The following is a 26,767-nucleotide window of genomic DNA, read 5'->3' as shown; positions in this document are numbered from 1 at the left end:
TCATATTACTTTAATTTTTGGTTATATAGTTTTTCATACATAATGGTATCAATTTTAACATTGGCACCATTTATTTCCTTTTGATTACCTTTGAATTTCACCTTTTCTTTCCATTCGGTCGCGGAATAGACTTCATTGATGATGGCATAAAGTGCAAGATTGACTTGATAACACCGCAGCCAACTAGAACCATAGTTTTTACTGTTTGGGTATATAGAACCGAACTCAGCTTTATGTCTTGCAAAATCCTGTCTTGAAATTGAATATACTGCTGGTCGTAAGCGAGGTTCTTAGGAAGCTCTTAAGAGTGCTATAACCAAGTCTGTATGGATAGCGCTTTCGAGAAGCCCTTCAAGCTATCCAATGGATACTGGGTACCAGCCAATTTTTTCTTCATCAGTTTTTATTAGTTCAGTTATACTCTTTTACCTGAATATTGTCCTGCCTAACGCTGCGTTAAAGAAGCATAGCTTTTATGGCCCCCAAAGAGCGTAGCAACTGATTTTGAACGCTTTGTTATATGAATGCATTGTCAATATCCCATAATAGCAATCAATTTATATTCGCTTTATCGATCTCAATCAGAGTAACATTTGAGAAAACATCAAATGATAAAAACCACCTTTCTTCACCATGCAAGAGCGATATTAAAGTTCTACCCACAATTTTAGATCTCATATCATCATAGCTAGATATAACCATATCAACATTTAAAGGCTCATCAAAAGGGAAGTCATTTATATCAAAAGAAGGATTGTTAAACCCTTCCATAGATAGCTCCATTATATTAAGCCTTTTATAGTTCCCATTAAACTTCGAGTAAATAAACTCAACTATCCATACGAGCCAAGTCATTGGGTTGAACGAAAACTTTGCTTCCATCTTCTGATACTTGATAGCCTTGGAAAACTTTATCTTATCTCCAACCTCTATTACATCTGATACCAGTTTATGCTTCGAGCGGTCAGCAGTTGGATGAGATTTAAAGCAAATATTCTTTAACGGCCCCATAACCTCAATAGTGCAAAATCCACCGGACTTATCCAAATCTCCACTATCCCACCCCAAAAAATCCAATAGAGTCTGCATAAACTTCTCCCTCCTTCACATATAACGCTTTGAATAAACCGCGAATTTTTAGCGACAGCGAAAAAATGGTCAGTTTAATTCATTTGTTAGATTCTAGACCTTCCCTCACCGAAGTTATAGCGTCCAGACTCCATGTGTTTCCTTTCCTTTGTAATTGGCCGGATGCTACCAATTCCCTACCTTCCGTATGAGCTTTTATAGCTTGCAAATATGCATCAGGACCAAGAGCTAGACGAACTTCGATCAGACCATGTTCTGAATGATCTACCTTAATAGCAACAGACCGTCTTGCGCCTCCCTCCGAAGGATTCGCAACACAGTGTAAATTTACTACTCGTCCAGATATTTCTTGCATCGTTGGTTCGACAACCTTCAACTTTTCGGATGCATAATTAAGTATACTAACTTGGGCTTCACCTATGGTTAGGCCATGAAAAAAAAGGACATCTTCGGAAGGCTCCAAAATATTTGCCCAATCGATATCAACAGCGAAGTTTATCTGCCCCCCTAAACCAATTTGAGTTAAAGCATCACACATGCGTGCGTTCAGCGCCGTTTCATAGGACGAAATTAGGATATCTGGGTCATCGCTTCGAACAGCTTGATCTAGAGCAGAAAGCCCTCTAGCTATTCTCTCTACAATTCGTCTATTTGACGGTATTTCAAATAAATCTCGATCCTCTTTCTCCTTAATAATCGTACTTGAAACTTCAAACCCAAAGCTACCTCGGAAGGTATGGCAAAATTCAAAATCGCTAAGAAATTCCTGAGCAGCCGGTAGAGGTTGCTCGAAATGAGGAAAGTTTTTTATTTCTGAACAGCCCGAGTAAAGAAAAAGATTTTTTATCGCCTTGATATGTCTAGAAGCATCTTCAATCGGCAATGAGTTGACGGATTTAGGCACTTTAAGTCTAAGTTTCACCGAGTCCGCATTTTCTACCATTAACTCTGCAAGTAGTTCAGAAACGGACTTATCTTCTATCTGAGATAAAGCTTCTATAGATTGCTGGATACGTTCTCTAAAATCGATGAATGACTCATTACTTGGGAGTATGAGATCCAAAGAATTTGTGGAATCCACATCAAATTTAAATATCTGCCATTTTTGTCCATTATTTGCAGATTGTTTCCAACCTTTTCGATACAAATAATTTTTTAGATCAAACAACCTAACTCGATCTATGTTCTTCAAAAACCTTTTATCCGAGCGAATCACGAGACAGCTCCCACTAGTAGCTTTTCTCTAAGGCTCTGCAATGATTTTGGTGTAAGTAATTGATCTCTAGGTATTCTAATACGCTTCGAGCGTGAGTTAGGAGATTTAGGCCCTTCGACGAAGTAATAGTAACAGCATTTTTTTATGGTCAACTCGTCTTCACATGCGGCCATCCACAAAGATTTGTCACCCGGTAGACAACACAAAACCAAAGCACATGGCAGAGCTGACTGGTCCCGCCTGAAAACAAGTCGATTGAATGCATCGGCTTCTAAATCGTAGACAACATAATCATCTTCCAAAGACCAATTTACGCTTGCTTTAAGCTGTAGAGAAAGAAATGCCCCCATATCAATACGTTTGTTTCCATAGGAAGTGATATTGCGAACTTCAAGATCAATACCGAAGTCCTTTGAAATCGAATTTGGAACAAAGCCAGACCGAGCGACAATCGCACTAACGTAGGACTCGCTAATTAGCTCTTCAATTGTCTGAACTGGGAGCATGGGCACAAACTTCCTTTTTTAAAATCTAAAATTTTTATTCATGCGTACGCGCGTTTACACCCCTGACTATAAGGTCAGGAATAGCACTTAACGTATTATTTAATAGTAAATAAGTGGAGTTATTCAAAAAGTACAGCTCCCTGTATTCGCGCTTGCGCATGATCATTCTTGGCTGTGCGCGTTATCTTCCTTGTTGATAACGATAGTTTATTGATTCTAGATCGTTTCTAGCCGTTGTCCAGTATCAAAAAGTGTATGCTCGCTTTGCAAACCAAGCCATATTTTATACTTATCCAAAATGCACGGTATAAGCACACAAACAATAAGACATAGCTATCCACAAGGCGCGTAGTTGAAGACGAGCCACTGTTAAGCTGCAAAGAATGTTGCTTTAGAAATATAAAAAAGAGGAATTGTACAAGCCTGCTGGATGAGGCTTAAAAATAACAAAGAGGAAGGTATGGGGGCAGCCCCACCAGCCACATCCCGGCACATGAATCCACCGCTGTGGCTGCTCCCTTCCGGGCCTGACCAGGTTCACGGTTTATCATTGCGAGAGGACCAGCAGGACTACCATAACGGCAATCAGAGTGGTTAACTCGTTAGCTGGCGCGAAGTATAACAGCATGAAAATGGATTGCAAAAAATTCCTTAACTAAGTGGCCAGCTATCTCATGTTGGGTACTTTTTTGTTTAAAGTATGAGCAATTTGCTCTCGAACCCAACGGTGCATAGGGTCATTGTGGTGTCGGGCGTGCCAGTACAGATAAATATTTAAGTTAGGTAATTTTAAATCGGTGGGTAAAGGCCGCGTTACTACATTGCGCCCTATCGCTAGGCGTTCTATAAGCGAGACAGGCAACATAAAAAGCAGGTCGGTGGTTTCGCAAAAATCGGCCACTCCCATAAAGCTAGTTAGGCGCAGTACGGTTGTTCGCTTACGGCGTAGTTCTTTTAAGTGGGTATCCATAAATGCAGGGCCTTGCCCCGTTAATGACACATACCCATGACGCGCATTTAGGTACTCATCTAATGTTATTTCTTTATTGGCCAGTGGGTTATTGGCTCCCATCACGATGGCTAAGCCCGTTTGACCAAGAACCGTTCGATGGAACTGGTCTTCACCTACGTTTGGCCCAAAGCCAGACACCGCAAAGTGAATATCGTCACGTGCGAGCATTTCGAAGTAATCGGCGGGGCGTGAATCGAGCTCTACTTGCATCAAGGGTGCGGCATCTTGCAACACGCCTAAAAGATCCGACAAATACAGCGCCATTTCGAGATCAGGGCCCGCTATTTGAATGATCTGTTTGGACGTGGCGGGATCGAACTGCGGCTCAGCAATAATCTGTTTGATGTTAGCCAACACTGATTTCACATCGGTGCTGATCTGTTTGGCTCTTTCGGACAGATCATAACCATCGCCGGATCGGACCAGCAAAGGGTCCGAGAAGGTATGGCGCAAGCGTTGTAATGCTCGGCTCACGGCGGGCTGGCTCATGTGTAATCGCTCAGCAGCTTTGGTGACTTGTCGCTCTTCTAATAAAGCCTCTAGGACCACCAGCAGATTCAAGTCAATGGATCGCAAATTCACTTCGCGCATAGTTAGATTCACCAAAATGCATTATATGAAAGAACTATATCCCTCTACACTGGTCATATCAATTATGGCTATAAAGGGAAATGAGAATGCCAATGGTTAACACACTCACTAATCAAACAGATACGTATGGTTGGGGAGCAATTGCATTGCACTGGATTGTTGCGCTAGCAGTAATCGGCATGTATCCGTTAGGCTGGTACATTGATACCCTCACGTATTACGATCCTGAATACCGCACTATTCCCCATATTCACAAAAGCATTGGCCTGATTCTGGCCGCTGTTGTTGGCATACGTATTGTGTGGCGCTTGGTAAACAAAACGCCTTCGGCTATCGCAACACACAGCCCAATGGTGCGTTTAGGCGCTCATGCTGCACACATTGCGTTGTATGCTCTGATTTTGACTGTTTTGGCATCCGGTTACTTAATTTCTACCGCCGATGGGCGCGGTATTGAAGTGTTTAACTGGTTTATGGTGCCTGCTATTCCCGAACTGATAGAGCACCAAGAAGATATCGCCGGTTCTGTACATTGGTATGCCGCCACCTCGCTGGTTATTTTGGCTGGTTTGCATGCGGTAGCGGCACTTAAACACCACTTTATTGATAAAGATGAAACCCTCAACCGCATGTTGGGGAAACAGGAGACTCCATGAAAAACGTTATGACTAAAACTTTAGCCGTTGGCAGCCTTGTACTGGCTAGTTCGCCATTACTTGCTGCCGAGTACGTCATTGACTCGCAAGGTGCTCACGCGGCTGTTGAGTTTAAGATTAATCATTTAGGCTTTAGCTGGTTAAACGGCCGCTTTAATAACTTCGAAGGGACTTTCAGTTATGATCCGGCCAACCCATCAGCATCGACTGTAGCGGTAGAGATCGATACAGAAAGCGTAGATTCTAACCACGCCGAGCGTGATAAGCATTTGCGTAGCAAAGACTTTTTAGATGTAAGCGAATTTCCAATGGCGAAATTTGTGAGCACATCGTTTGAGCCAGGCAGCGATAACTCCGCTACGGTACAAGGCGATTTAACACTGCACGGTGTGACTAAGCCTGTAACGATGGCTGTTACAAAAATGGGTGAAGGTGATAGCCCTTGGGGCGATTACCGTATGGGCTTTGAAGGCACAGCGGAAATCAAACTAAAAGACTTTGGTATCGATTACAACCTAGGCCCTGCGGCTGAAACAGTTTACCTTGAGCTTTACGTTGAAGGTATTCGCGTTAGCCAATAAGTTGGTCAATATCCCCTATTGATACAACGCATAAAAAAGCCCTAAGCTGATAATCACTTAGGGCTTTTTTTATAGATTTTTGTAACTCTTTTTGTAGCTTTTGTAGCTATTGCTAGTGCAAGAAGTTTTAAAGAGCCGCTAGGATCGTTTCCGCTTTGCTGACTTCAAACTGCTTAGGCTCTTCAACATTCAATGTTGTTACCTTGCCGTCTTCAATAATCATGGCGTAACGTTGCGAGCGTGTCCCCCCAAAGTCACCTGTTTCCATGGTTAGGCCTAGGGCTTTTGTAAACGCCGCGCCGCCATCAGCAATCATAGTGATTGCTTCTGCATTTTGCTGCTCACCCCATGTTTTCATCACAAATGCATCGTTAACAGAGATGCACGCAATCATATCCACGCCTTTGGCTTTGATCTCGTCTGCCAAAACAACGTAGCCCGGCAAGTGATGCGCAGAACACGTCGGTGTAAAGGCACCGGGAACCGCAAACAAAACGACTTTTTTACCGGCAAATAGCTCGCTAGCTACAGCGGCTTCTTGACCTTCTGGTGTTACAACAGTGACGTTAACTGCTGGGATTTCACTTCCAATACTGATCATGTAAAAGTCTCCTATTAATTACGTCCAGTGTAGTCGCCTTTTGCAGCAACTAACACAGATAAACACTAAGGTTAAACGCTAACATGCGGCTGTAAATACTACTCGTAGCGCTGCCCATTGCGTTCGATCCAGCCGCCAACGTGGCGACCAGCCGGGTCGTGGTGTGTCCAGTGAATGACGCCGCCTTTATCGGTCCATTCGTATTCACCTTTAATGCGGATTACATCGCCACGGCTCAGATCAGCCACACGCGGGGCTAAATCAATATTATGTGCTACAAGCACCGTTAAGCCCGAATCCAGTTTGAGCAAAAAACGCTGATGGCGCGAGCCTTTGTTATCGTCTGGCAGCACTTTAATGACTTCGGCATCTAACGTCACTATTAGATCGCTACGCTGTTGCGCAAAAGCCTGATCGACTTGTGCTTGGCCTTGTAAAGATGCGGTAACCGACGATGTATTGGCCGAAGAAGATGAGGTGTTATTGCTTTGCTGGCTTTGGCTATCCAGCATTGCCTTTACGGTCGGGTTATTAAATAAACGACCATCGTTATACTCATTAACCAGCCAAACAGCGCCTAAAATTAAGACTAGTAAGATACGTCGATGCATTTTAGATAAGTTCTTCACACGGGGTCCTTAGGTCTATCAAACAATAATGACGTGCAGCATACGGTTAAACATTCGATGTGCCAAGCCGATAGCCTCTTACGTAGCCTCAGCCCGCCGCACAGGGGTACTCAATCACAGGAGCTTAACTGGTTTTGATTAACAACCCCGCTTTGCCTTTAGCGCTTGGTATTTTAAAAGCCGACTCAGCCAACTCGTGCGCGGGGTTTAGCCTTTTAGACCTGATACGCGAGTGCCAAGAGGCGGGTATTTTTGATGACCTGTCTCACGAGCCTCACGAAGTCATCCTGTTTAAAAAAAACTTTTTAGCCATGAATGCTTTATACCAAGCCCAACGCATTTTATGGCAAGAAGGCATCGGTTATTTGCACATTTCGCCTTTACGTAATTATTTGGCCCCTAATACTGCGGCTAGCGTATCCACTCAAACCGTTCAATCGACCCAACTGCCCTGCAACACTCGTGATTCGGCGCTAGCGGATTATTATCTCGATTGGCAACATTACGACAACACCAACGAACAAGCGGTGAACACCCTACTCAACCAGTTTTGGACGCGGTGCTTATCGCCCCATAAAATAACCCAATGCTGCGAACTATTAGCGCTGGACCCTGCTCTGGCAACTCAGCGCTCGGCGAAACGCCAATTTCAGCGTATGGCGGCGAGGTGCCACCCGGATAGAGGGGGCAACCCACACGACTTTATAGAGTTACGAGAAGCATACGAGTATTTAGCAGGCGCATTACCAGCCTAGCCTTTGTCCTGCTGGCTGGTTTCCTGCGCCCTTAGCTGATGGCTTAAGGGCGATATAAGCGCTCGTAACGTGCAAAGCGCGGTTTACCGTAGGTGGTGAGGCCATTATAACGGTAAGTAATTGTTGCCCCTATATCAGGCGGGTTAGCACGATCGTTATCGGTTAATCCGGAGCCGACCTTAAACTGAACGCCTTCGCTGTTCTCGACTAATAACGAGCCGACGACCCCTTCGTACTTCCCTTTACCGGGAAGGTAGCCAACGACAACGGCCTCATCATCTTGATAACCTTTTAGCTTAAGCAAATCTTGGCTGCGTCGGCTGTGATAATACCCGTCGCCATTGTAGAGCATGATGCCTTCGGCCCCGTCGGACTGCCATTGTTCAAGCGTATCTAACAGCTGATCATTTGATTGATATCGGTGCAGCTCTACCAAATGTACATTGTCTCGCGGATGCAGCCGCACCCAGTTTTCCAACGCAATGCGGCGATCAACAAAACGACCTGCATGCCCGGGCAAATCAAATAACATAAAGCGAACCTTGCGCCATTCGTGGTCATCTGGCGTCTGTTGACGCACCAAGCCTGATAGCTCATCAAATAACCCTCGCCCTAGCCACAACTCGCCTTCAACAGGGAACCAAGGCAACTGATCTAAAAACCATTCCGGAGCCTGAATGGGGTTACCTTGACGCGTGAGTAAAGACTGGCCATTCCAAAACCCCCTAACTCCATCTAACTTTTCAGCATAATAATAGCGGCTTAAATCGACATCGATATCGGCTACATCGAGTGTTTCGGCCAATTGCAGTGGGGGCTGATGATCGGCGAAGGCATAACCAACGGTGCCAGGTAAAGTTAAAGTACTTTGTACCAACACAGCGGTAAAAAACGCACGAGTAATAAGCGTAGTATTCATAACCGTCCTTGGTTAGTTTTTAATCAATCCATATTAAGCGAACAGTCTATTAGATTCCCATTTATCACGCCTTAACACGATAAAAGAGCGCGAATAAAACGGGTACCACAAACAACGTTAGCACAGTCGCAAACCCTAAACCGTACATAATGGTGACAGCCATCGGCTCGAAAAACACATCTGCCAGCAGCGGGATCATGCCTAAAATAGTGGTGATAGCGGCCATTGTTACAGGGCGTACCCGGCTGACCGCGGCTTCTTCAATGGCTTCTAACCAGCCGTAAGACTCCACCTCTTGCAAGCGCTTAATTTCTTCGACTAATACAATGCCATTTTTAATTTGCATGCCCACTAAACTAAGAATAGCCAGCAGCGCTGTAAAGCTAAAAGGCGCGCCCATCACAATTAAGCCAAAGGTAACGCCGATAATGGCCAATGGAACCGTTAGCCAAATAGCGAGTGTTTGTTTGATGGAGTTAAACATGAATACGGTAATAACGAACATCACTAAGATTCCCAGAGGGAACGGAGTAAATACCGCTTTGTTCGCTTTTTGTTGGCTTTCGTATTCACCTCCCCATTCAAGCTCATAGCCATGAGGTAGCTCGATAGCCTCGACCTTATCACGTAATTTAGCGAATAGATCAGTTGCTGTAATCCCCGTTTCTGGGTTGGGGTCAGCCAACACGGCCAAGGTTCGTTTACGATCGCGGCGCTTAATGAGCGGGTCTTCCCAATCGATGTCTATAAACTTAACCAACTGCCCAATACTGACATAAGCCCCTTGGGTTGAGCTGTATACTTGTATGTTTTGGAGCGACTCTACGCCATTACGCTCGCTTTCTGGTGCTTGCAGCACAATGGGTAGCAACTCAGAGCCATCGCGAAACACGCCAATGCGCAAACCATTAACGTGTATTTTAAGCGCATCGCTCAAATCGGCTTCGCTCACGCCTAAACGTCGCCCCTCTGCCTCATCATATATAGGACGCAGCACTTTCGTGCGATTGTGCCAATCTTGATCTACCGTAACCGCTTCGGGTTCTGCATTAAAAACCGCGGTCACCTTTAACGCCAACTCGCGCAGGACATCGGGATCCGCCCCTTTTAAGCGGGCCTCAATTTTAGCTTTTGTTGAGGGGCCAATCGAAATACGGGTGAATTTAGTGAATGCCTGCGGGAACTCATCATTCAAAATATCAGTGATGGTATTCAGTGTTGGCTTTATTTGTTCGTAACTGTGGGTTTCTAATATCAATTGAGCGTAGTTCGCAAAGTTACGCTCTGGGTTGTAAGTCAGCATAAAACGTTCGGCGCCTTGGCCTATTGTGCTAGTAACCTTCGCTACATTGTCGAGCGATAAAATGCGCTGTTCTAACTGCTCAATATCACGCTCCGTAGCCCTGATATCGGTCCCTTCAGGTAGCCAGTAATCTACCAATACAATCGGAAGTGATGTGGTTGGGAAAAAGCCTTGCTTAACAAATTTAAAGCCCCAAAGCGATGTGGCTAGAATCGCCAACATGCACAGCATCGTGAGTACCCTAAAACGAAGAGTAAAGCGCAGCATGTGGCGAAACACTCGATAGACGATGCCACGATACGGGTCGTTTGGTTCTGCCTGCTTCCCATTTGCGACTTGATCACGAAACAGCAGATAGCAAAAGAAAGGGGTAATGGTAATGGCCAGTATCCAGCTCAAAAACAGTGAGATTAATAGCACCCAAAACAAGCTATTGGTGAACTCACCGCTGGCATCGGGCGACAGGCCGATAGGCGCGAACGCTGTAATAGCTATAACCGTTGCGCCCAACAGTGGCCACGAGGTGTTCGACACTATCTGTTTTGCCGCCGCCAACCGCGATAACCCGCGCTGCATACCTATGAGCACGCCTTCGGTGATCACAATCGCATTATCCACCAACATGCCCAATGCGATAATTAATGCCCCCAGCGATATTCGATGCAGCTCAATATCCATAATACGCATTACAATAAACGTACCGAGAATTGTCAGCAGTAATACGCCACTCATTAATATGCCGGGTCGCAGCCCCATCGAGAGCAGCAAAACAATAACCACGATCGCTACCGCTTGCCCAAGGCTTATCAAAAAGTTATTGACAGACTCTTCAACACGCTGCGGTTGGTTATAAATATAATTGAGCTCAACCCCAACAGGACGCGCGTATTCCAGCTCGGCCATGCGCGTGTTTACGGCCTTGCCAACCTCTACTACGTTGACATTGTTAGCAAACGAGATGTTGAGTGTGAGGGCCGAATCGCCATTAAACCGGTATAAATGCGTGGGGGGATCAACATAGTTCTTTTTGATCTTGGCTATATCAGTCAGGTAAACCAACTCACCGTTAGCCTGCCCTAAAAGGATGCTGGACAGCCCCGAAACAGCTGAGTTTTCACTCGCTTTGGGTGATATACGAATATATTCGCTGCCAACTTGGATTTTACCGGCATCATTAACCAAATTATGATTACTGAGTACCTGCTGTAAAGCAGCGACCGAAAAGCCAGATGCCGCTAGTTTGGCGCGGTCAATTTCCAACTGGATTTGTTCGCTACGCTCACCACCGGCGGTAACCTTGCCAACACCGGGCACTAGAACGAGCTCCCGCTTTAAAAAATCCGTGTAATCGGCAAGCTGCTGGTAATCGAACCCCTCTCCGGTAACGGCTAAAAATATTCCATAAACATCGCTAAAGTCATCAATCACCATCGGTGATTCGGCACCGGGTGGCAGATACATGGCGTTGTCATTAATTTTGCGCCTCATCTCATCCCATATTTGCGCGAGATCATCCTTACGGTAAATGCTTTTCATCTCTACTTTAATTTGAGATAGCCCCGCACTGGAGGTCGACTCTATGTGGTCAACGTAAGGTAAACGTTGAATCGCATCTTCGAGTACTAGCGTCACTTCCTCTTCGACTTCTTGTGGAGATGCCCCAGGGTATTGGGTATTGATCAACGCTTGTTTTATCGTAAATGCGGGGTCTTCTAACCGGCCCAATCCTAGAAATGAGAGAATGCCTCCCCCAATTAATAGGACAATAACCATCCAAGACACAGAGCGGTGGCGTACGGTGTAATCAACTAAATTCATGAAATTGCCTCAGCTTACAGCCCACGTTCTTTAGCGAGAGGACGAACTTGCTGCCCTTCTTGTACGTAACTCACACCGGCGGCAATCACTTTACTTCCCGAGGCTACCCCTTCAACCAACATATGATCATCGACGATGCGGATCACATTAACCGGATGCAAAGAGGCAACAAGCGCTTCATCCAGCAACCAAACGTACTCTTTACCACCCCGTTCAAAAACCGACCCTAGCGGCACACTCACGACGGTTTCAGCCGCTGGCTGCAGTAAAGCCGGAGCCAGATTGACTTCGATACTCACAGACATGCCCGGTAGTACCGAAAAACTGCTCCCTTGAGGCATAGTAAACACGACTTGATAAGTCCGAGTTAATGTATCGGGTACTGAGTCATGCTTTTTATAGCAGGCGGGGAACTCCTGATCAGGCCGGCTATCGAAGCGGACCACACCACACAAATCACGTGCGGTTTGCGGATTGATTTGTGTTAACAAGGCTTCGGGAACATTAAATACAATATCGACATCGCCTACATCCTGTAGCTCAATAATAGGTTTTAATGCCTGAATAGATTGGTAATTTTCAACATCAACACGTGCTACAACACCATCAAATGGCGCCACCAGCTTCGTATAGCTTAAATTGTCACGTGCAATCGCAAGGGCCGACTGTGCCGCTTTTAAGTTAGCGCGTACTTCATCTAGTTTGGTTTGGCTGGCATAGTTTTTCTCTAGCAGCGATTTAATCTGCTTATACTGGATATTGGCTAAATCATACTTAGCCTGACGGTCAGCCAAGGTATTTTTGTAATCGGATTGATCCAATTCAGCCAAGACTTGTCCCTTAACGACACGGGCACCGGCTTGAACTGGTAACTTTGTTAATTCACCTGATACCCTAAAGCTTAAAGCAGAATGTTGAGCCGCCTCGATGGTACCCGGAAAAATTCGTCTTGCTTGTTGCTCTGCGCCCTGAACTACTGCGATTTTTGCAGGTCTGATGACTGGCTCTTGTGTAGATTGGGACTCTGCCTCTTCTCCACAGGCGGTCAAAATCAGAACCGATGTAATCAACATCATAAGACGATACATATTTTACCCACCACCTTTATACATTCTTGTTTGTATGTATAATACCCTGTAAATACACTTGTTAAAATAGAAACTAATTAATATGGCTAGAAAAACTAAAGAAGAAGCGCTTAAAACCTATCATGCCATTCTCGATGCATCCGCAGTGCTATTCAACAAGCAAGGCGCCAGCCACACCACCCTGAATGATATTGCCAAGTACACAGGGATGACACGTGGCGCTGTCTATTGGCACTTTGAGAACAAAGAAGACGTGATCAGAGCCTTGTGGCAGCGTGACGCTTCACACTTATTAAAAAATACGTTTAATGCCCTGTTACAACTCAACGAGCCAGAACCGGTTGAGTATTTCAAATCAACAATAAAACGTATGATTAGCACTATAGCCGAAGACGAAAAAGCCAGCCAGGCCGTTCGCATTGTGATGAACTCTGTCGAAGCTACAACACAACAGACTGACCTGCAAACCTTCCTCGAAGACAAAGCCCAGAGCATATACAGCCATTTATTGATCGCTATTCAAAATTTAGCGGATAAGCAAAAGCTACGCAAAGATTACTCCCCGGAGCTGCTTGCCAGTGCGCTATGGAGTTATGCCCACGGACTGATTGATATTAATATGCAGGATCGTTGCAACCGAATTAACCTCATTAAAGATGGCGATGCATTGATCGATCTCTTCCTTGAGAACTGGTTCACGGCATAAAGCTCCCGTACAATTAGCCTTATTTAATGTTATTTACTTCATTTTATAAGGCTAATTATGCTATCTGTCCTACCCGATACTGCTGGCGATTTCATTTGTGTACAAGCCTCAGAAACGCTCAGCACCCAAGATTACCAAGAAATTTTAGTACCTTTAATTGAAGACAAAGTACAAAAATTTGGCCCGTTACGCATGGTTATTTACTTTGACCAAACTTTTACGGGCTTTGAGGTCGGTGCTATCTGGGAAGATGCAAAACTCGGCATCAACCACGCACAAGATTTTATACGCATTGCAATTGTCGCTGGTCCTCAATGGATGGACTGGGCTGCTACGTTTGGAAACTCCCTAACAAAGGGTGAAGTTCAGCACTTTAGTGAAAGCCAGTTTCTGCACGCGTTGCATTGGAGCAATGACGGCGAAGTGTAGTACGTTTGCTAAGCAATATAGGGCGGGCCATAAGCATTGCGCTGTCGACCCGCTATCAAGCGTTTAAGCATAGGCCGTAAGCTAAATGGCCTAAGGCTGGTTCCCTATACGGCACCGGCCCGTCTGGAAAAACTGGACAACTTCTTTACGCCGTTTGCCTATCAGTAACGGGCCGTCATCCATGAATAAGAAGTTCTTCCAGTATTTTTTAAAGACGCCCCAGCGCGTTTCTACAACATGATCCGCCGCGTAACAAAAGTAGACAACAGTGCCATCATCCCATAGCAGGTGCTCGAGTATGCTAATGGGCAACTCTTGATCTTCACTTTCCCAGGGTGTCTGCCAATCGCAGTCTGTTTCTAACCACGTATTGCCATGAGTGACCCACTCGCCTTTGCCAAAATCTTCGGGGAAGTCGGCTTCTTTACTGATAAAAGTTTCCCATAAGGTACGCGAGCGCGCTGGTGTCATGGGTTTTATCTGCTCCAAATCGGAGGCTGGAACAGGCATATCTTGATGGCGATAGAACCAAGCATGTCGATACTGGTCTATAGTTAAGTAGTTCATTCAGTAACTCTGCGTGTAAATATAGACTAGTATAGCCAACCTCGGGTCAGCAACCCACACTCTTAACGTATAAAACAAGACATCGTGCTGCTTTATCCGGCATAATTTCAACTATGAATAAACGTCCAACAAAAGCGGAAACCCGCCAACAGCTTGAATCTAAGATCGAAGAGTTCATCCAGCAAGGCGGTGAAATCAAGTCCGTCGAAAGTGGAGCCTCTGGTTTAGAAGACGGCAACTACAATCGTAATAGCTTTGTATTTGGCTACCCCAAAGAAGAGCGCACGCCTACCACAAAAGAAATGGCAGCTATCGATGCGCGCCGACGTGCCAAAACGGTCTCTAAACCTTCTCATTCTTTTTCACGTAAACCCAAAAAGAAAATTATTTACGACGACTTTGGGGAACCTGTTCGTGAGGTATGGGTAGAGGAATAAGTTCCTTCCGCTGAGCTAAAACAACTGTTGCACAGATCAACGGAAAAAAGTTGTTTCCAAAGCGAGCAAAACAGGTCTATAGTAATCTTACAGTCACATTTGATAATGAATCTCATTTGGAGATTCCCATTGGAGGAAGGATTTACGTTTACCCCTGTTTTGCTAACGCCTGTCATAGGACAGTAAGGAAATAAAAAGATGATCATTAATGTCACACATCGCCAAGATAAAGTTTCCCCAGCCGTACGCGAAAAAATAGAAAGTTGGTTAGAACACGCTCAGGAGCGTTTTGATATGATAACCAGCGCGCAAGTCACCCTGTCTAAACACGATCACCTAGACGAAGTCGAAGCCATACTCCACGCCGGTGGTAAAGAAGTCACCGCTAAAGCTGAAGGGCAAAACCTTTATGCTGCGCTCGACGCCGTTTCACAAAAAATAGACCGTCAGCTCGATAAAATGCACGGTAAAATGGTTCACAAAAAAGGGCTACCTAAAAAAGAAGCGTTCTTAGTTGAGCCCGAAAGCGCAGTGCCTGACGAAGAGATAGAGCTAGAAGGCTATGAAGATATTGACGAGCTACTCGAAAAAGTAAGCTAATATTTCCCTTTTTCCTCTTATTAGAAAGGCCCTTCGGGGTCTTTTTTACGACTAAGACTCATGATGAAACATCTAGCTAGCCTAATTACCTCTCTTTCTCTTTTTTTGGCAGCTGCCGCACCTGCTAGCCAAACACCTAACACATTTATGCCCGTAACCTGGCAATCGCCCCTGCTTAAAGACCATCCGTTAGTTGGCCAAATCATAGCCCTTGAGAGCCAAAGATCCCTATCGCCTACAGAGCTTGTTAGCGAGCTGTCTCAATACCCTATTGTGCTTATTGGTGAAAAGCACGACAACGCTGATCACCATCAAATAGAAACGTGGCTAATACAACAGCTCTACCCTTCCGACTCTGCCAACACAAGTCTTGTGCTCGAAATGTTAGATGACAGCCAAACGACTAACACTATCATTTCGGGCATGAGCGATTCGGATTTAAAACAGCGGCTAAACTGGCAGGACGATAGCTGGCCTTGGCAAGATTATGGGCCATTAATCAAAGCGGCGCTTGAGCAAAACATGCCTGTACACAGCGGCAACATTAGCCGAGATGCTATTAATACTATTTATAAAGCGGGAGTCCCCAAAACACAGCGGTTTGCTAGCACGCAGGGTATCACTCAGGCAGTTAAAGATCAGGTGCTTGACCAAGTGTACGAAAGCCACTGCCAGCTCATGCAGCGCAACCAGCTCGCGCCTATGGTTAGCGTTCAACTGGCACGAGATGCGAGCTTAGCTTACACCATTAAACAGCGCTCTACCGATAACGTCATTTTAGTGGCAGGAGGTTTTCACACGGATAAAAGCGTAGGCGTCCCGTTACATTTGTCGCCAGTCGAACAGCAACACACACGCACGATACTCTTAGTGGAAGTAGACGCCACACACGAGCAAGCGCAAGACTACACAACGCTGTCCAAAGCTGATTATGTTTGGTTTACGCCCAAAGCCAACAACACTAACTATTGTGACGATCTTCGCCAGCAGTGGCAGAAAAAATCGCCCTCACACGTAAAAAGTAAAGACGGCTAAGTCGCTAACGTAAACTCATCTCCATCCATCCACGCAGGGAACTTGGCTTTAAAGTCATTAAGGCGATTACGGTTGATTGTTGCCGTTTCTACAAACGCCTCATTCGGGCTGTGATCAATTAACGCGGTACCACTGTAATCAATCAGCATACTATCCCCGCGGTAATCAAGGTTCATTCCGTCTTGACCAATGCGGTTAACCCCAACTACATAGCTTTGGTTTTCGAGTGCTCGCGCCTCTAGCAACGTACGCCAAACCCGCGCACGGGCAGCAGGCCAGTTGGCTACAAATATAGCCAAATCGTAGTCATTGCGGTTACGTATAAACACAGGAAAACGTAGGTCGTAGCACACTTGAGGTAATATACGCCATCCACGGTATTCGAAAACTTTGCGCTCTTGCCCCGCTGTGTAATGGTCTGGCTCACTTCCCATTCGGAATAAGTGGCGTTTGTCGTAGCTCATCACATGCGCTTGCGGGGTAACCAGCAGAAAGCGGTTAAAATACTGTCCGCCTTCTTCTACCGCAATAGACCCGCAGATAGCGGCATCGAGTTGACAGGCTTGCTGCTTCATCCAAGCTAACGTAGGCCCATCAGCGGGCTCTGCCTGTACCTCGGGTTGCATCATGAACCCCGTTGTGAACATTTCAGGTAACACAACCAAGTCTGTTTGGCCGGCTAAAGGCGCTAATAAAGCCGTGAATTGGGTTCTATTTTCTGCTGCATTTTCCCAATGTAGCGGGGTTTGCACCAATGAGACTCTCAATGAGTTTAACGTTTCCATTTCACCTCCTTCACATAGCCAGTTAACACTTTATAGGGTTTCTTGAGGGCGCTTAAATGGCACAGATGCGCTCGGCTGCTGCTCGCAACGTTTCATCACTTTTCGCAAAACAAAAACGCACTAAGCGGATATCCGGTGGCGCTTCGCAAAAAACGGAAACAGGTATGGCCGCGACACCAGCTTTTTCAATCAGCCATTTACAAAACTCGACATCCGGTAAATCACTAATCGCACTGTAATCAACACACTGAAAATAGGTACCCGACGTCGGTGTAAATTTAAAGCGGCTGGGTTGAATCAAATCACAAAAAAGATCCCTTTTATGCTGATAAAATGCGGGTAACTCACTCACATGTTGAGGCTCATCGCGCATAATATCAGCCAACGCGAGTTGCATGGGAGTTGAGGTCGAAAAGGTAAGGTACTGGTGCACCTTGCGCAATTCGACACTTAAAGCCGGCGGTGCGACACAGTAGCCCACTTTCCAACCCGTTGTGTGATACGTTTTACCAAACGATGAAACAACAAAACTGCGTTCATACAGCTGCGCATGTGTTAACAAGCTATGGTGTGGCGCGTTATCAAAAACAATATGCTCATACACCTCATCGCCCAATAAGAGAATATCAGTGCCCTCCACTAGCTCGGCTAGCCTTTCTAAATCATCCGCACCTAATGTAGTACCGGTTGGGTTATGGGGTGAGTTAAGAATAATCAGGCGTGTTTTGTCGGTAATTTGCGCGCTTACTTCATCCCAGTTCACCCTAAAGTCTGGGGCTTGCAACTGTAAACGTACTGCCTTGGCACCATTCAACTCTATCGCTGGTTCATAACTGTCGTAAGCGGGATCAAAAATTATCACCTCATCATCCGCACGCACCACCGCCGCAATGGCAGCAAATAAGGCTTCGGTAGCACCCGAGGTAACGGTAATTTCATGGTCTACCGACACCTCGCGGCCGTAAAGCAAAGCGACCTTTTGGGCGATTTGTTCTCTTAATGCAGGTACGCCCGTCATAGGTGCATATTGGTTAGCACCCTGCGCGATATAACGACCAACGGCCTCCAGAAGCGCTGACGGCCCATCAAAATCGGGGAAACCTTGAGACAGGTTAATTGCGTTATGTTCCGCCGCCATTTGCGACATCACTGAAAAGATAGTCGTACCGACTTTAGGGAGTTTAGTGTGTGGATAAATCATAACGTTTAATACAATCCATACTGGCTATGTTGAGCGCATTAACGGCTTCAAGGCAGGGAGTTCATTGTCTAACGAGGCCAAACAAGAGCAAGCTAAGCCCTTCATCAGGTTTAGCTTGCTGTTACAACAGGTTTACTCACTCGCCTGATCGGCGGTGGCTCCTGCTACTGGCTGCTTCCAGTTCAGTTTATTCTCAATCGATGAAATGATCATACCCGCCACGTCTTTACCCGTAGCAGTCTCTATGCCTTCTAAACCAGGAGATGAGTTCACTTCAAGCAACAGCGGACCTTTTTTCGAGCGGATTAAATCAACACCCGCTATCTGAAGACCAAGCGCTTTTGCTGCCTTGATTGATAATTTGCGCTCTTCGGGCGTAATCTTAACAATGGAGGCGCTACCGCCTTTGTGCAAGTTAGCTCGGAACTCACCCGGCGCTGCCGTGCGTTGTATAGAAGCGACTACTTTTCCATCAATAACGAAGCAGCGTAGATCTTTGCCATCTGCTTCTTTAATAAACTCTTGTACTAACAAATTAGCACTCACCGCTTTAAAGGCGTTAATCACACTTTCGGCCGCTTTTTTAGTTTCGGCCAAAACGACACCACTGCCTTGCGTACCTTCCAACAACTTAACAATTAACGGAGCACCACCGACCATTTCAATGAGGTCATTAGTGTCCATTGGCGAGCTAGCAAAGCCCGTAGTTGGAATGCTAATACCGCTTTTTAGCATTAGCTGTAACGCAAACAATTTATCCCGAGATTGCGCTATCGCCTCAGACGAGTTAACGGTATAAATCCCCATGCTGTCAAACTGGCGCGCCAATGCACAGCCATAAAAAGTTTGGCTTGGCTTAATACGGGTAATCACAGCATCTAAGTCGCTTAGCGTTGCTCCACCGCGAAAGTGTACATCGGGATTGATGTCGTCCACTTTCATATAGCACTGCTGCAAGTTAAGAAACACCATCTCATGCCCGCGCTCAGCACCAGCCTCTAGTAACCGTTGGTTACTGTAGAGGTCAGGGTTGCTTGCCAACACCCCAATCTTCAAACCGTTTTTGGGTTTTTCTACTTTCCCGTATAACGTTTGAATGATTTCATCTTCCATTTCCCCGACAGCAAAACTCTGCGAAGGGTCTACTAGCGCACGCCCTTCCATCGCCTCACGGCCCAGTAACATCCTGTACTCCATGGAATCTCGATTAGATAGCGATAGCTCAATATCCCATTGATGATCACCAAGCTTCATGGGAGCGATAACGATATAGCGCTGCTCAGACTCGCCACTGGAGCTTTTAATTCGGCGTTTAGCATGCACGGGCAGCTCACAACGAACCATCGTTGATCTATTACCTTGCAAAGGGTGCACTTCAAAACTGACCCATAACTGGCTTTCGCGACGGAACTCCTGCACGTTAAAGGCATGAATCGCGGAAACTTTAGCACCAGAGTCTACACGGGCTTTTATGGCATGAATGCCCAGTGTCGGAAAGCTCAACCACTCTTCGGCACCGATAATAGTTTTATTCAACGTAGTGTCCTGCAGATAATACTGAGTAAAAGATTAACCTACCCTACGCCAAGGAGATCCACATTTGCAACGGGAAAAACATCGATGGGCGCGTTTTAGGGTCGCCGATTATAGGCTGCTAATAACGCGCATAATAGAAGGTAATTATGAAAAATCACCCTTTTTTAGCATTTATTTTTTAGTTACCCATCATAAGGCTCGATACGGAATGCTTCCATCGAATATCCGGAAGACGCCATCTCGTTACTGAAGTTTTCAGTACGTAATTTACCGGTAATCCAGACCGCATCGTATAAGCTTTCCAATTTTACACCGGGCTCATAATGCACATAGACAATCTGGTTAGATGGCGGTGGGGGAACATGGATACACGCCCCAAAGTATGGCACTAAGAAAAAGGTATAGATCGTTTGGTCTTCACCTTCTAGCGGTACAACAAAACCGGGTAAGCGCACCATTTTGCCGTCCATCTCAGGTACAACAGGTGCCGAGTTAAGCGCTTCTTGCAGCTTACTCATCATGAGGTCAGCTTGAGGGTCACCGTCTTCTAAAGTACCGATGCCTGCAAACGATTCGTCGTCTAATAAACCATCGAGCGTGTAACCGGGGGGCATCAAGACTTCCCAATCAAGCGTTTCAACGGTTTCACCATTGACTGAAGAGACAGCCTCTGCGGTTGCCGAAGAAACCCCGACAAAAGAAGCAAGTAACAAGGCAAGAACTGCCACCACACCTCGCGCTCGTAAGCGCGTTAAACTACTTAGCATTATTGATTTACTCACGTAATCTGTACTTTATTAGAACGATGGTATCTATCGTTCAGTTAATCCATCGTGCGCTGTTTGACGATACGCTCGATAGCCAGGCCATATACCGATTAAAGCCCCCAAGGCTAACACAAGCGCCAGCATAGGCAACGTAGAGATAATGGATGAGACCCCACCTAAGTGAAAGCCAAATTGTGATTCCAGCCACGGCGCACTAACGAGCAACCCAATTGCGGCCATAACCGTCCCTAGAACAGTTCCTAACAAGGTCACCATCGCCGATTCCATCATTAACAAACCAACTAGATGCCTTGGCTTTGCCCCTACGGCTCGTAATATGGCCATTTCTTTACGACGGGAAGATAAGCTGGTTAACAATACCGAGAGCATACCCACAAATCCACTGATAACCACACAAATAGACACGACAAACAGCGCGTTTTCAGCAATGCGGATCAGTTGCCACAACTGCTGTAACGCAACCCCCGGCAACACAGCTTGAAGCGGCTCACCTTTATAGTCGTTGATAAGACGCTGTAACGTAAAGGTGCTCAGCTTAGACTTCACACCAACTAAAACAGCGGTAATGAGTTTAGGCGTCAATGACATATCACGAATATCAGACTCACTCACCGTTTGCCCTCGAATGCGAGTGCCGGATTGCCACCCAACATGAATGGCTTCTATTGCCTCGGAACTGACATAAACAGATTGATCAACTGGGGTGCCTGTCGATTCTAAAATCCCAACAATAGTAAACGGTCGGTCGTCATGTTCAGAAAAGCTGGTTGCTCCCATACCATGAGAAAGAGTAATGGATTGGCCAATGCGGTAATTCAATTTTTTGGCCACATCGGCTCCGATGACCGTATCGAATAGGTCTGAAAACCGCTTGCCCTCTTTAAAAACTAACGCCTCATCGCGACCAACTTTAAAATAATCAAATAGCTTGGCGTCCGTACCCACCACTCTAAATCCTTTGTGGGAGTCGCCCAGCGATATAGGCAATGCCCACTCTACATTGGGGTTATCTCGAATTAGCTCAAAGGATTTCCACGAAATTGTGTTAGAGGCTTGGCCAATATGAAAAATAGAGTAAAGCATCAACTGCAACTCACCACCACGAGCCCCTACGATGAGATCGGTGCCGGCAACTGAGCGATTAAAACTATTGCGTACTTCTGAACGTACTTGTTCCACAGCCAATAAAAGCGCGACAGACAGGGCTATCGATAAAACAATCATGGATAAAACATGACGACGGCTCCAACTACTAGCCAATGTAATCTTAACCAACATACGATTGACCTACCTTAGACTCAAGCCGTGTTACTTCATTTAATTGGGTAAGAGGTACGCTGCGCTTAAACGAAGAGGCTAGCGCTTCATCATGACTCACCATAATTAACGTAGTGTTTAAATCACTGACGAGCTCATTGAGTATTTCAACAAACTGCTCACGCGCTTGCTTATCAAGCGCAGACGTCGGTTCGTCAGCGATAATTAACGATGGTGAACCAATCAGCGCCCGTGCGACAGCTACACGCTGCTGCTGCCCTACAGACAGTTCGGTTACTTTGGCATTACGCTGCAGTGGCTCGGCTAAGCCTAAACGCTCTAAAAAATAAGCGGCAGCCTTGCCCACAGAACCGTGCTGACTTACAGCGTAAGCTTCTTTCGTTTCCGAGAAACGACAAGCCATTGCAACATTATCAGTTAGGGATAAGTACGGTAATAAATTTAAGGTTTGAAAGATAAAGCCAATTTTATCCGCACGATATTGATCACGCCGTGCCCCTGACAAACTGGCTATATCTGTTCCACTGATGTGAATGCTTCCTTGCTGCGGTAGTAGCATGCCGGTTAGCAGATTAAGTAAGGTGCTTTTTCCACTCCCCGATGGGCCATGCAAAAATACCCTATCACCTGTGTCCAGATCGAAACGCGGTATATCTAACAGATTAGATCCGCCGCGCCACGAGAACTTCAAATCCTTAACCACTACCGCTGGCATTAAACATCCTTACTACATGTCAATTAAAAAACGATAACCGTATTACCTTGAGTTAATGACCCGCCAGTTTGACCTGCGGGAGTAATAGCTTGATATCGAATTTCATCAATACCAGGGTAACTCGGCATCAAATTGACCTCAATTTGCTTCAGATGTTCAGGGTGACGACACTCAAAAGTATATTTAGCTGAAAAATCGGCATGGCCATCGTGATCATGCTCGTCGTGGTCATGGCCCTCATGCTTTTCATGGTCATGATCATCGTGGTCATGGTCGTCGTGATCGTGGTCGTCATGCTCCTCATGGTCATGTTCGTCGTGGTCATGTTCGTCGTGATCGTGGTCGTCATGCTCCTCATGATCATGATCATGGTCGTCGTGATCGTGACCTTCAGTATGAGCGGCTAAGGTGGTGTCGATATCAGCCTCTTTTAATAAACACAGTGCTGACTCAGGTAGTACGATTTGTTCGTAACCTTGTTTTAAGTTTAATAAGGTTTGCTCAACTTTCTGCTTTTCTTCAGGAGTTTTTGGCTGATGCTCAAAGCCAACAAGGTTAACAGCAGGAGAGCGCCAACTCACTTCTACGTTACCCGCTTCGATTGCCAATGTGAGTGCTACTTTGCCATGCTCATGTGCCTCGCCAGCTACCGCACCCGCAGAGACAGCTACACCCAGTATTGCAAGCAGATGACGTACTTTCGCTGTATTGTTTCTTAGCGCATTTACTTTTAATGAACCCATCTCACTACCCTTTTCTCATACGATTATTTAAAACTGAGTTTTAAATACGTTATATCATAACAGCACAAAGCCGTAAATTATTGTTACCTTATAACACTTAATAAACGTACACTTGCGCGCCTGCTACCGAACTTTATTGGCAAGATTGATGACTGTGGATTAGTTGCAACTTTTGAGCACGGCTTAAACGCTTTATATGATATTCGCGCGATGAAGCCGCCGACCTATCCTGATGCGGCTCGCTCCACACCAAGGTTACTGGGCGCCGCACACGTGTGTATTTCGCAGCCAACTTATCGTTGCTGTTATGTTCATTAACCCGACGCTCGCAGTTAGTTGTAATACCTGTGTATAGGCTAGCATCCGCACAAAGCAGTATATAAACATACCAATTTTGGGAATGGCTACTGTTGTCAGTCATTGATAGAGTCCGCTGCACTAATCATTATGAATCGGCCAAGTACTTTGCTATTAGTTCAGATCAAGTACAAGGCTAATTTTCAAGGCTTATCGAGCCATTGAAGTTGTTCTACCTTATTATCTTACCACCCCAAAATTTAATCACGGCCGCTTACAAGGAGTCCGTTTGATGCATACGCTTTTACTATTACTGGCAGGCATCGCCTTTTTGATGATTGTGCTGGAAGATGTCATCCATCTTAACAAAGCTAAATCCACTTTATTCTTAGGTACGCTGGCTTGGTTGCTGTTATTTCTATTCCCGGATCAAGGCGTAGAAGCAGCTGATATACAACTCATGCTCAATGAGAACCTACTAGAAATCGCCAGCTTATGGCTTTTCCTTATGGCCGCGATGACCTTTGTTGCCTACCTAAACCATCACGGCTTGATAGAAACCCTCATCTATAAGTTTTTACCTTCACGTATTGGTGAGAAAAGCTTAATTTTTATGGTGGCGATTTTTTCTTTCATCTTTTCTTCGTTATCTGACAACATCACAGCCACATTGGTCTCTGTCGCATTAGTGTTATCACTTAAACTCCCCCCTCATAAAACGCTTAAATTTGCGGTGATGGTGGTGTTTGCCGTTAACTCTGGTGGTGTATCCTTAATCACTGGTGATGTAACCACATTAATGATTTTTTTAGATAACAAAGTGGCCATTCAAGATTTGCTGTGGTTGTCACTCCCCTCATTCGTGAGTGTGATGTTACTCGCCTCTATGCTGTCATTTGGGCTCAGCGGCGAGCTCTTAATTGATGGCGGTGCCCGCACGCATGACAGAGTGGGCATGTCGATTGCCATCATCTTTTTGGCCACCATTATTTCTACTATTTTACTGAATATAATCGCAGGAGTTCCTCCGGTTTTAACCTTCCTCTTTGGTTTATCGATCATGTTCTTGATTGGCCGTTTTGTTCATAAGCAAGATAGCCGAGAAGACATGCTTGATTACATCCGCGCCATTGAGTTTGATACGCTGCTCTTCTTTTTAGGGATTTTATTACTGGTTGGTATGCTCAAAGAAATTGGGGTATTGGATAACCTCGTTACTATTTACGAAGTGCTACCGCCGATTCATGCAAACTTTGTAATGGGGCTACTGTCATCATTAGTCGATAACGTGCCATTAACGGCTGCCTTACTAAAAGCAGACCCCGCCATGACTGAAGCCAGTTGGTTATCGTTAACTTACGCAGTGGGGGTTGGCGGTTCTTTGCTAGTCATAGGCTCTGCCGCCGGCATTGTCGCTATGAGTAAAGTTGCAGAGGTTACCTTTATTAGTTATCTCAAATACACGCTCTTCTTACTCATTGCTTATTTGGTGGGCTATGCCGGTAGCTTGGTGATTGGCGATATAGTGTTTGGATAAGCATTAAACTTATAACCCAGTCAATTTTAAGTAGTGCCTTAAAGTTGATTGGGTTAGTTCCTGACCCACGCTATGCGTTAGTCATTAGAAAAGGGAATCTATCGACAACCTAACTAGGCTTTGATCATCGCCCGCACCAGAATCCAGATGGTTAAAGTGCGCTTTCACATTAAATAAACGTGATACATCCCAACTCATAAACAGCCCTGTTAACGCACTGTCACCTTCAACAATGGTGCGCAACCCCGTTAACATTTCATCAAATTGATATGAAGCACTCAAAGCCATACCTGCGGGTCGGCTATCGGGTTGACCAACTAACAAACTATCATTCACATGCTCGTAAGAGGTGTATAACTGCAAGCTATCGGTTACATCCCCTCCCAGCATCAAATGTAATCGACGACGCTGGGGTTGATACTCGTTATCCCAACGCAACTGATTATATTCGCCCAGCAAATACAACGAATCAAAATCCATGCGTCCACCAAGGCTCAATAGACTTAGTTCATCTTCAGGCTCTATGTATTGAGCCAAGCCAGGCAGATAAGATAACGGCGCTATATTTGAGTAGGTAGAGATTCCTTCGTACATGGAGATCACATCAGACATGGTAAAATCAGTTTCACCCTGATGATAGGCCATACTGAGCCGGTTATGACTCCATTTTGGCTCGTACGAAAAGCCCCATGCGTCTGACGCTAATAAACCAAAGGTTCCGTCAGAAAACGTATAGTCATCGCATGCACTCCCTAAGTAGCCCTTCAACTCATGCAATACACTACCGGTGGAAAAGCTGTACTGGAAATCTAAGCCCTGAATAGTTTGCATAGGAGCAAACGTTGTTGCCCTTGGGGTTTTATTTGAAGGGTAAATATAGCCTAAATCTCTAAAATCATTATAAATTTTAAGCGGATAAGGTAGGCGACCTGCCCGTAGGCGTAATGCATTGTTAATTTGATAACTGGTAAATGCTAAAGGCAACTCGGTTTTATACTCACGAGAACTACGGCTTAACACATACATACTGCCCGACAGTTGCTCGGTAACTTTTGCGCCTACCCATATGCCACGCTTCCCATCTTGGCGAACGGAAAAGTCATTCTCGTACTTCTCGGCTAAACCCGAAAGGCTTTGGTTGGATAAGGTACTTTCACTGTAACTTTGCTGAGAAAAAAAGCGAGAAGGTTGGCTTTTATAATCAGTCGGGTATTGCTCAGCGGCCACTGCTTGTTGGCTGATTAAGGTAGCAATGATAAAAAACTGTGACTTCATAAACTAATTACATTCTCGCACTTGTGTTGGGGTAGCCACCAATGAATAGCTTTACCGATATACTCAGTGACTAG

28 protein-coding genes, 1 other RNA gene and 1 pseudogene are annotated in these 26,767 nt (G+C 45.5%); 9 read left to right on the top strand and 21 right to left on the bottom strand.

Annotated elements, in window-relative coordinates:
* Positions 1 to 552: 552 nt before the first annotated feature.
* From OW491_RS16720 to OW491_RS16700, 5 genes are all read right to left on the bottom strand, one after another.
* Positions 553 to 1,089: a hypothetical protein gene (locus OW491_RS16720; protein WP_290037025.1), complete on the bottom strand. Its 537-nt coding sequence runs from the start codon at positions 1,087 to 1,089 to the stop codon at positions 553 to 555.
* 79 nt (positions 1,090 to 1,168) lie between these two features.
* Complete coding sequence (locus tag OW491_RS16715; RefSeq protein ID WP_290037024.1) at positions 1,169 to 2,305, bottom strand: hypothetical protein; 1,137 nt, start codon at positions 2,303 to 2,305, stop codon at positions 1,169 to 1,171.
* Positions 2,302 to 2,811, bottom strand: coding sequence for a DUF4365 domain-containing protein (locus OW491_RS16710; RefSeq protein WP_290037022.1), 510 nt, complete (start codon positions 2,809 to 2,811; stop codon positions 2,302 to 2,304). Before OW491_RS16710 ends, OW491_RS16715 begins: the two co-directional genes overlap by 4 nt.
* A 470-nt stretch (positions 2,812 to 3,281) precedes the next feature.
* An RNA gene (gene ffs, locus OW491_RS16705) (signal recognition particle sRNA small type) lies at positions 3,282 to 3,378 on the bottom strand.
* A 100-nt stretch (positions 3,379 to 3,478) separates the two neighbouring features.
* On the bottom strand, positions 3,479 to 4,414 hold the full coding sequence (locus tag OW491_RS16700; RefSeq protein WP_290037021.1) for a LysR family transcriptional regulator: 936 nt from the start codon (positions 4,412 to 4,414) through the stop codon (positions 3,479 to 3,481).
* A gap of 86 nt (positions 4,415 to 4,500) precedes the next feature.
* Between OW491_RS16700 and OW491_RS16695 the strand changes: the two genes are divergently transcribed.
* Positions 4,501 to 5,070: a cytochrome b gene (locus OW491_RS16695; protein WP_246813462.1), complete on the top strand. Its 570-nt coding sequence runs from the start codon at positions 4,501 to 4,503 to the stop codon at positions 5,068 to 5,070.
* Positions 5,067 to 5,651 (top strand): YceI family protein, encoded by a 585-nt coding sequence (locus tag OW491_RS16690; protein WP_290037020.1) that lies wholly within the window; start codon positions 5,067 to 5,069, stop codon positions 5,649 to 5,651. Before OW491_RS16695 ends, OW491_RS16690 begins: the two co-directional genes overlap by 4 nt.
* A 127-nt stretch (positions 5,652 to 5,778) precedes the next feature.
* Here OW491_RS16690 and OW491_RS16685 read toward each other — a convergent pair whose 3' ends face one another.
* Together OW491_RS16685 and OW491_RS16680 are read right to left on the bottom strand one after the other, a co-directional pair.
* A complete protein-coding gene (locus OW491_RS16685; protein WP_075178402.1) occupies positions 5,779 to 6,252 on the bottom strand; it encodes a peroxiredoxin in 474 nt (157 codons plus the stop codon).
* 98 nt (positions 6,253 to 6,350) lie between these two features.
* Entirely contained in the window at positions 6,351 to 6,881 is a 531-nt protein-coding gene (locus OW491_RS16680; RefSeq protein ID WP_215152306.1) for a DUF3465 domain-containing protein, read from the bottom strand.
* Positions 6,882 to 7,015: 134 nt separating this feature from the next.
* Here OW491_RS16680 and OW491_RS16675 point away from each other — a divergent pair, with 134 nt between their 5' ends.
* On the top strand, positions 7,016 to 7,636 hold the full coding sequence (locus OW491_RS16675; RefSeq protein ID WP_290037018.1) for a DNA-J related domain-containing protein: 621 nt from the start codon (positions 7,016 to 7,018) through the stop codon (positions 7,634 to 7,636).
* Positions 7,637 to 7,679: 43 nt separating this feature from the next.
* Here OW491_RS16675 and OW491_RS16670 read toward each other — a convergent pair whose 3' ends face one another.
* The 3 genes from OW491_RS16670 to OW491_RS16660 all read right to left on the bottom strand — a co-directional run bounded on the left by OW491_RS16670 (position 7,680) and on the right by OW491_RS16660 (position 12,764).
* Positions 7,680 to 8,555, bottom strand: coding sequence for a DNA ligase (locus OW491_RS16670; protein WP_290037017.1), 876 nt, complete (start codon positions 8,553 to 8,555; stop codon positions 7,680 to 7,682).
* Between the two features lie 64 nt (positions 8,556 to 8,619).
* Positions 8,620 to 11,676 carry an efflux RND transporter permease subunit gene (locus tag OW491_RS16665; RefSeq protein ID WP_290037016.1) on the bottom strand — a complete coding sequence of 1,019 codons (3,057 nt, stop codon included), beginning with the start codon at positions 11,674 to 11,676 and terminating at the stop codon, positions 8,620 to 8,622.
* Between the two features lie 14 nt (positions 11,677 to 11,690).
* A complete protein-coding gene (locus OW491_RS16660) occupies positions 11,691 to 12,764 on the bottom strand; it encodes an efflux RND transporter periplasmic adaptor subunit (RefSeq protein WP_290037014.1) in 1,074 nt (357 codons plus the stop codon).
* Between the two features lie 82 nt (positions 12,765 to 12,846).
* On the opposite strand from OW491_RS16660, the gene OW491_RS16655 reads away from it, so the two are divergent.
* Positions 12,847 to 13,470, top strand: coding sequence for a TetR/AcrR family transcriptional regulator (locus OW491_RS16655; protein WP_290037013.1), 624 nt, complete (start codon positions 12,847 to 12,849; stop codon positions 13,468 to 13,470).
* Positions 13,471 to 13,527: 57 nt separating this feature from the next.
* Entirely contained in the window at positions 13,528 to 13,899 is a 372-nt protein-coding gene (locus OW491_RS16650) for an STAS/SEC14 domain-containing protein (RefSeq protein ID WP_290037012.1), read from the top strand.
* 90 nt (positions 13,900 to 13,989) lie between these two features.
* On the opposite strand, the gene OW491_RS16645 is transcribed toward OW491_RS16650, so the two are convergent.
* A complete protein-coding gene (locus OW491_RS16645; RefSeq protein WP_290037011.1) occupies positions 13,990 to 14,466 on the bottom strand; it encodes a DUF2947 domain-containing protein in 477 nt (158 codons plus the stop codon).
* Between the two features lie 113 nt (positions 14,467 to 14,579).
* Between OW491_RS16645 and OW491_RS16640 the strand changes: the two genes are divergently transcribed.
* The 3 genes from OW491_RS16640 to OW491_RS16630 all read left to right on the top strand — a co-directional run bounded on the left by OW491_RS16640 (position 14,580) and on the right by OW491_RS16630 (position 16,538).
* The gene (locus tag OW491_RS16640) at positions 14,580 to 14,903 is read left to right on the top strand and encodes a hypothetical protein (RefSeq protein WP_075178407.1); all 324 of its coding nucleotides are present in this window, start codon (positions 14,580 to 14,582) and stop codon (positions 14,901 to 14,903) included.
* A 198-nt stretch (positions 14,904 to 15,101) separates the two neighbouring features.
* Positions 15,102 to 15,503 carry a ribosome-associated translation inhibitor RaiA gene (gene raiA / locus OW491_RS16635; RefSeq protein ID WP_075172734.1) on the top strand — a complete coding sequence of 134 codons (402 nt, stop codon included), beginning with the start codon at positions 15,102 to 15,104 and terminating at the stop codon, positions 15,501 to 15,503.
* A 60-nt stretch (positions 15,504 to 15,563) separates the two neighbouring features.
* Positions 15,564 to 16,538 (top strand): ChaN family lipoprotein, encoded by a 975-nt coding sequence (locus tag OW491_RS16630; RefSeq protein ID WP_290037008.1) that lies wholly within the window; start codon positions 15,564 to 15,566, stop codon positions 16,536 to 16,538.
* Here the strand turns inward: OW491_RS16630 and OW491_RS16625 are convergent.
* The 9 genes and pseudogenes from OW491_RS16625 to OW491_RS16585 all read right to left on the bottom strand — a co-directional run bounded on the left by OW491_RS16625 (position 16,535) and on the right by OW491_RS16585 (position 24,005).
* A complete protein-coding gene (locus OW491_RS16625) occupies positions 16,535 to 17,323 on the bottom strand; it encodes an amidohydrolase (protein ID WP_290037006.1) in 789 nt (262 codons plus the stop codon). The genes OW491_RS16630 and OW491_RS16625 overlap by 4 nt on opposite strands.
* A gap of 52 nt (positions 17,324 to 17,375) precedes the next feature.
* Positions 17,376 to 18,524, bottom strand: a complete 1,149-nt coding sequence (locus OW491_RS16620; RefSeq protein WP_290037003.1) for a pyridoxal phosphate-dependent aminotransferase — start codon at positions 18,522 to 18,524, stop codon at positions 17,376 to 17,378.
* A gap of 132 nt (positions 18,525 to 18,656) precedes the next feature.
* Entirely contained in the window at positions 18,657 to 19,580 is a 924-nt protein-coding gene (rimK, locus tag OW491_RS16615; RefSeq protein WP_246283359.1) for a 30S ribosomal protein S6--L-glutamate ligase, read from the bottom strand.
* An 81-nt stretch (positions 19,581 to 19,661) separates the two neighbouring features.
* Positions 19,662 to 20,060: pseudogene (locus OW491_RS16610) on the bottom strand (RimK/LysX family protein); the annotation flags it as partial.
* A 182-nt stretch (positions 20,061 to 20,242) separates the two neighbouring features.
* Entirely contained in the window at positions 20,243 to 20,842 is a 600-nt protein-coding gene (locus tag OW491_RS16605; RefSeq protein ID WP_290037002.1) for a DUF3299 domain-containing protein, read from the bottom strand.
* Between the two features lie 30 nt (positions 20,843 to 20,872).
* Entirely contained in the window at positions 20,873 to 22,126 is a 1,254-nt protein-coding gene (locus OW491_RS16600; RefSeq protein ID WP_290037001.1) for an FtsX-like permease family protein, read from the bottom strand.
* A complete protein-coding gene (locus tag OW491_RS16595) occupies positions 22,116 to 22,841 on the bottom strand; it encodes an ATP-binding cassette domain-containing protein (protein ID WP_075178413.1) in 726 nt (241 codons plus the stop codon). The genes OW491_RS16600 and OW491_RS16595 overlap by 11 nt, the downstream gene beginning before the upstream one ends.
* A gap of 23 nt (positions 22,842 to 22,864) precedes the next feature.
* On the bottom strand, positions 22,865 to 23,584 hold the full coding sequence (locus tag OW491_RS16590) for a DUF2796 domain-containing protein (RefSeq protein WP_290036999.1): 720 nt from the start codon (positions 23,582 to 23,584) through the stop codon (positions 22,865 to 22,867).
* A 133-nt stretch (positions 23,585 to 23,717) separates the two neighbouring features.
* Entirely contained in the window at positions 23,718 to 24,005 is a 288-nt protein-coding gene (locus OW491_RS16585; RefSeq protein WP_075172743.1) for a GIY-YIG nuclease family protein, read from the bottom strand.
* A gap of 168 nt (positions 24,006 to 24,173) precedes the next feature.
* Between OW491_RS16585 and nhaD the strand changes: the two genes are divergently transcribed.
* Entirely contained in the window at positions 24,174 to 25,418 is a 1,245-nt protein-coding gene (gene nhaD, locus OW491_RS16580; protein WP_290036996.1) for a sodium:proton antiporter NhaD, read from the top strand.
* A gap of 84 nt (positions 25,419 to 25,502) precedes the next feature.
* Here nhaD and OW491_RS16575 read toward each other — a convergent pair whose 3' ends face one another.
* Positions 25,503 to 26,693, bottom strand: coding sequence for a hypothetical protein (locus tag OW491_RS16575; protein ID WP_075172745.1), 1,191 nt, complete (start codon positions 26,691 to 26,693; stop codon positions 25,503 to 25,505).
* Between the last annotated feature and the right edge of the window lie 74 nt (positions 26,694 to 26,767).

This window comes from Neptunomonas sp. CHC150, from assembly GCF_030397555.1.
GTDB classification, from domain to species: domain Bacteria; phylum Pseudomonadota; class Gammaproteobacteria; order Pseudomonadales; family Balneatricaceae; genus Neptunomonas; species Neptunomonas phycophila.
This window is presented reverse-complemented; position numbering and strand designations above follow the sequence as displayed.